The sequence below is a fragment of the Lentilactobacillus raoultii genome (assembly GCF_900411375.1).
In the GTDB taxonomy this organism is placed as follows: Bacteria; Bacillota; Bacilli; order Lactobacillales; family Lactobacillaceae; genus Lentilactobacillus; species Lentilactobacillus raoultii.
Genome location: NZ_LS422986.1, coordinates 425184 through 430655, shown reverse-complemented (window position 1 = coordinate 430655; position 5472 = coordinate 425184). Strand labels below are relative to the sequence as shown.

Sequence of the window (5472 nt, the reverse complement as noted above, 5' to 3'; positions counted from 1 at the left end):
GTCATGAAGACACCTATCCTTATCTGTTGATTTTGTCGTTAATAATAAGAATAGGTCTTCATGGCCTTTTAAGCTAGTCTAATTGGTCTAGTTATCAAGTGTTGCACTTCAATTTTAAATCGGGGGATTTAATTTTTTGATTTCAAAATGATTGGTACAAATCGCTTTACTAGAAAATAGATTGTCTCCGTGTTCATTAGCGTATCCTGAGCATGTGTCAGTAAAATCGAATATGTTAGTTGCTCGGCCTGTTGCATGACCTTATTTTGTTGTAAATGGGCTCGCTTTAACCATTTCGCTGCGTTGCCTAATTTCTGATCAATTTGATGCTGATCGGGTGTCGTAGTTTCTAGATCATCTAAAAGTTGAGCAAGCTCTGTTTTAGCGTGGCCAGCATCCATCAGAATCTTCATTGAAAGCTGATTTAATTGATTGGCATTCACTACATTGCCTCAGCCGGTGAAAATGTGTTCAAAATAAACTTCACCAATTTTTCACCGTTGGCCCAACCATAGACATCGTCTGGGATTGTCATAACCGGTGCTCGACCATCAATCATCTTAATTTCTTTATCATGGTAAGAAGCTTGAGGCGCAACCAAAACCAAATCAATTTGGTTATCCAGATATGTATCTGCCTGGGTATAATCCGATGACATTAAATTAAATTTAACATGATAAGCTTCCATAAATGATCTCGCTGATTTTAAAAGAAAATTACTGGAAATGCCATTTTCACAAATCAATAAAACATTTTTCATTTAAAAAATCCCCTTTATTAATTTATTTAACACATACAGATTATCATAAAACTTATTATTCAGCAAGTACCAATTATTGATATAAAATCATTTTTGCCTATTTTTAAAGCATACGCGAATATTTGATATATATACCAATTTTTGTGTATCAATCTATACCAATTTTAGTCAATTTTTAAATGCCTTGCTCGTTAGAGATTCACAAAAATTAAAAGGTTAAACTTATTAAAAGTTTGCTCATCTAATGGCTTTTTAGGGTTCTCAAGTTTATAATGGCGACAGCTAGAATTTATTAAGGAGGCTACTAATGATGACCAAAAAATTAACCTTTATTTTGGGAATCGGTGCAATGTTTTCTTTAGCATTCACTACAACCAATGTCAGTGCAAATTTGTATTCCATAAACAGACTAAAATTAAAGGTAAAGCCCGTAAATAATGCTCAAACAAAAATTGTTGGCACTGCCACAAAGAATTCTACCGTTAGTTTCTATCAAGATGGTGATTTAAAGTCAAAGGTTCAGGTAAGTGGTAATGGTCATTTTACTATCCCACTAAAATACACTCTTTCACATATTGGCAGCTATCGTCTAACAGTCACCAAGTTCAATTACAAACCGGTTAGTCAGTCTTTTAAAGTAACCATGTATCCGTATACTGCTCAAATTAAGCCCTTACAAGCTCAAATCAATACACTGCAACAACAATTAAATACAATCCAATCTCAGCTTTCATCAATGCAGAGTATTGCTGATGGCTTGACAAACAACGATACATCTTCACAAGCCTATCAGCGAGCATTTACAGCAGCCGGTAGTAATCCCCAAGCTTTTCAAGCTAATTATTTATCCTTAGAGCAACAAGCAATTAATCTTCAAAATCAAATTGCACCTTTGCAAGCGCAAATCGAACATTATCAAGATTTAAGCAATCAATAAGGCATGTTTGGACTTCTTTACAAAAGGAATAATGGTTTGTTTTGTTAAGCGACACAATGTCGATAGTTTATCGATGATGTGTCGCTTAATTTCGTTAAAGACAGAGAAATAAAAAATTGTATACAAAAAACGAATCCTATCAAAACTGACAGAATTCGTTCTTTTAATTGCTCAATCTAAACTGACTGCCGACTGCAGGAGTCGAACCTGTGACCCTCGGTTTACGATACCGATGCTCTACCAACTGAGCTAAGTCGGCGAAAGATTATATAAAAATGCCGCCAAATATGTCGGCATCTAATCAATCTCCGGCAGGCGGGCTCGAACCGTCGACAACCTGATTAACAGTCAGGTGCTCTACCAACTGAGCTATGCCGGAATAATCGCGTGGCAACGTCCTACCCTGGCAGGGGGCGATCCCCCAACTACTCTCGGCGTGCAGAAGCTTAACTGCTGTGTTCGGCATGGGAACAGGTGTCTCCTTCTGGCTATCGCCACCACACTATTTTCCTGAAAGAACTTCGTTCTCTCAAAACTAGCTAATATTAATTTTCCGCTTGAAAACACAGAAGCTTAACTGCTGTGTTCGGCATGGGAACAGGTGTCTCCTTCTGGCTATCGCCACCACACTATTTTCCTGAAAGAACTTCGTTCTCTCAAAACTAGCTAATATTAATTTCCTGCTTGAAAACACCACCGGACTTGGTTAAGTCCTCGACCGATTAGTATTGGTCCGCTCCATGCATCACTGCACGTCCACTGCCAACCTATCGACCTGATCTTCTCTCAGGGGTCTTACTTCCATATAGGAATGGGAAATCTCATCTTGAGGCGAGTTTCACACTTAGATGCTTTCAGCGTTTATCTCATCCATACATAGCTACCCAGCGGTGCGCCTGGCGGCGCAACTGGTACACCAGCGGTATGTCCATCCCGGTCCTCTCGTACTAAGGACAGCTCCTCTCAAATTTCCTACGCCCGCGACGGATAGGGACCGAACTGTCTCACGACGTTCTGAACCCAGCTCGCGTACCGCTTTAATGGGCGAACAGCCCAACCCTTGGGACCGACTACAGCCCCAGGATGCGATGAGCCGACATCGAGGTGCCAAACCTCCCCGTCGATGTGGACTCTTGGGGGAGATAAGCCTGTTATCCCCAGGGTAGCTTTTATCCGTTGAGCGATGGCCCTTCCATGCGGAACCACCGGATCACTAAGCCCGACTTTCGTCCCTGCTCGACCTGTCTGTCTCGCAGTCAAGCTCCCTTCTGCCTTTACACTCGTCGAATGATTTCCAACCATTCTGAGGGAACCTTTGGGCGCCTCCGTTACTGTTTGGGAGGCGACCGCCCCAGTCAAACTGCCTACCTGACACTGTCTCCCGCCACGCTTAGTGGCGCGGGTTAGAGTGTTCACACAGCGAGGGTAGTATCCCACCAATGCCTCCACCGAAACTAGCGTTCCGGCTTCCATGGCTCCTACCTATCCTGTACAAGCTGTGCCAACACCCAATATCAAGCTACAGTAAAGCTCCATGGGGTCTTTCCGTCCTGTCGCGGGTAACCTGCTTCTTCACAGGTATCTCAATTTCACCGAGTCTCTCGTTGAGACAGTGCCCAGATCGTTACGCCTTTCGTGCGGGTCGGAACTTACCCGACAAGGAATTTCGCTACCTTAGGACCGTTATAGTTACGGCCGCCGTTTACTGGGGCTTCATTTCTGGGCTTCGCCGAAGCTAACTCATCCACTTAACCTTCCAGCACCGGGCAGGCGTCAGCCCCTATACGTCATCTTACGATTTTGCAGAAACCTGTGTTTTTGATAAACAGTCGCCTGGGCCTTTTCACTGCGGCTGGCCTTGCGGCCAGCACCCCTTCTCCCGAAGTTACGGGGTCATTTTGCCGAGTTCCTTAACGAGAGTTCACTCGCTCACCTGAGGATTCTCTCCTCGACTACCTGTGTCGGTTTGCGGTACGGGTAGTTAATGACTCACTAGAAGCTTTTCTCGGCAGCGTGACATCGGTGGCTTCCCTACTTAAATTTCGGTCCTGATCACGCCTCGTCAACCCGCCAACAAGCCTTTAACTCATTGACTGACTCAGCGCTTCAACATGCTTTTCCAACCGCATGTTCCACTTAGCCTTCTGCGTCCCTCCATCGTTCAAACATCATTAACTAGTACAGGAATCTCAACCTGTTATCCATCGCCTACGCCTGACGGCCTCGGCTTAGGTCCCGACTAACCCTGGGAGGACGAGCCTTCCCCAGGAAACCTTAGTCATTCGGTGGATCAGATTCTCACTGATCTTTCGCTACTCATACCGGCATTCTCACTTCTAAGCGCTCCACCAGTCCTGGCGGTCTGGCTTCATCGCCCTTAGAACGCTCTCCTATCACCTGAACAAAGTTCAGGTCCGCAGTCTCGGTAATATGCTTAGCCCCGGTAAATTTTCGGCGCGGGATCACTCGACTAGTGAGCTATTACGCACTCTTTAAATGGTGGCTGCTTCTGAGCCAACATCCTAGTTGTCTATGCAACTCCACATCCTTTTCCACTTAGCATATATTTAGGGACCTTAACTGGCGGTCTGGGCTGTTCCCCTTTCGACGATGGATCTTATCACTCACCGTCTGACTCCCGGATAAAAATCAATGGTATTCGGAGTTTATCTGAACTTAGTAACCCATGACGGGCCCCTCGTCCAAACAGTGGCTCTACCTCCATGATTCTACGTCCGAGGCTAGCCCTAAAGCTATTTCGGAGAGAACCAGCTATCTCCAAGTTCGTTTGGAATTTCACCGCTACCCACACCTCATCCCAGCACTTTTCAACGTACACGGGTTCGGCCCTCCAGTGCGTTTTACCGCACCTTCAGCCTGGACATGGGTAGATCACCTGGTTTCGGGTCTACAGCTGCCTACTAAAACGCCCTCTTCAGACTCGCTTTCGCTGCGGCTCCGGCTTTGACACCTTAACCTGGCAGGCAACCGTAACTCGCCGGTTCATTCTACAAGAGGCACGCTATCACCCATTAACGGGCTCTAACTGCTTGTAGGCACATGGTTTCAGGAACTGTTTCACTCCCCTTCCGGGGTGCTTTTCACCTTTCCCTCACGGTACTGGTTCACTATCGGTCACTAGGGAGTATTTAGCCTTGGGAGATGGTCCTCCCGGATTCCGACGACGTTGCACGTGTGTCGCCGTACTCAGGATCCTGAACTGAGGGCCATGGATTTCACCTACGGGGCTATCACCCGGTCTCGCCAACCTTCCCAGATTGTTCGGTTATCCATGACTTTGGTAACTCAAATGTTCAGTCCTACAACCCCAATGAGCAAGCTCATTGGTTTGGGCTGTTCCCCGTTCGCTCGCCGCTACTGAGGGAATCGAAATTTCTTTATCTTCCTGTGGGTACTGAGATGTTTCAGTTCCCCACGTCTACCTCTGACCAGCTATGAATTCACTGGCCAGTAACAGTCGATTAAAACTGCTGGGTTGCCCCATTCGGAAATCTCCGGATCAAAGCTTACGTACAGCTCCCCGAAGCATATCGGTGTTAGTCCCGTCCTTCATCGGCTCCTAGTGCCAAGGCATCCACCATGCGCCCTTGATAACTTAACCTAAGTATCCTGCGGATACTTGATTAATTGAGTTTTGCGATATGATACATCATTAATAAACTCAAAATACGCGGTGTTCTCGGTTGAAATTGGATTTAATCCAATTCAATAATTACAGAAAATTAATATTATCTAGTTTTCAAAGAACCAAGTT

The 5472-nt window shown here is 45.3% G+C and carries 3 protein-coding genes, 2 tRNA genes and 3 rRNA genes; 1 reads left to right on the top strand and 7 read right to left on the bottom strand.

Annotation, left to right across the window (positions count from 1 at the left end; translation table 11 throughout):
- Positions 1–128: 128 nt before the first annotated feature.
- A complete protein-coding gene (locus ED605_RS07760) occupies positions 129–443 on the bottom strand; it encodes a PTS lactose/cellobiose transporter subunit IIA (RefSeq protein ID WP_121978309.1) in 315 nt (104 codons plus the stop codon).
- Positions 443–760 (bottom strand): PTS sugar transporter subunit IIB, encoded by a 318-nt coding sequence (locus tag ED605_RS07755; protein WP_121978308.1) that lies wholly within the window; start codon positions 758–760, stop codon positions 443–445. The genes ED605_RS07760 and ED605_RS07755 overlap by 1 nt, the downstream gene beginning before the upstream one ends.
- Positions 761–1067: 307 nt before the next feature.
- Between ED605_RS07755 and ED605_RS07750 the strand changes: the two genes are divergently transcribed.
- Positions 1068–1697, top strand: coding sequence for a hypothetical protein (locus ED605_RS07750; protein ID WP_225419084.1), 630 nt, complete (start codon positions 1068–1070; stop codon positions 1695–1697).
- Positions 1698–1883: 186 nt separating this feature from the next.
- Here the strand turns inward: ED605_RS07750 and ED605_RS07745 are convergent.
- The 5 genes from ED605_RS07745 to ED605_RS07730 all read right to left on the bottom strand — a co-directional run bounded on the left by ED605_RS07745 (position 1884) and on the right by ED605_RS07730 (position 5319).
- Positions 1884–1956 (bottom strand) — tRNA-Thr (locus ED605_RS07745).
- 47 nt (positions 1957–2003) lie between these two features.
- Positions 2004–2076: transfer RNA gene (locus ED605_RS07740), tRNA-Asn, on the bottom strand.
- 6 nt (positions 2077–2082) lie between these two features.
- A 5S ribosomal RNA gene (gene rrf, locus ED605_RS07735) occupies positions 2083–2199 on the bottom strand.
- A 31-nt stretch (positions 2200–2230) separates the two neighbouring features.
- Positions 2231–2326: ribosomal RNA gene (rrf, locus tag ED605_RS15065) — 5S ribosomal RNA — on the bottom strand.
- Positions 2327–2399: 73 nt separating this feature from the next.
- A 23S ribosomal RNA gene (locus tag ED605_RS07730) occupies positions 2400–5319 on the bottom strand.
- Positions 5320–5472: the final 153 nt, after the last annotated feature.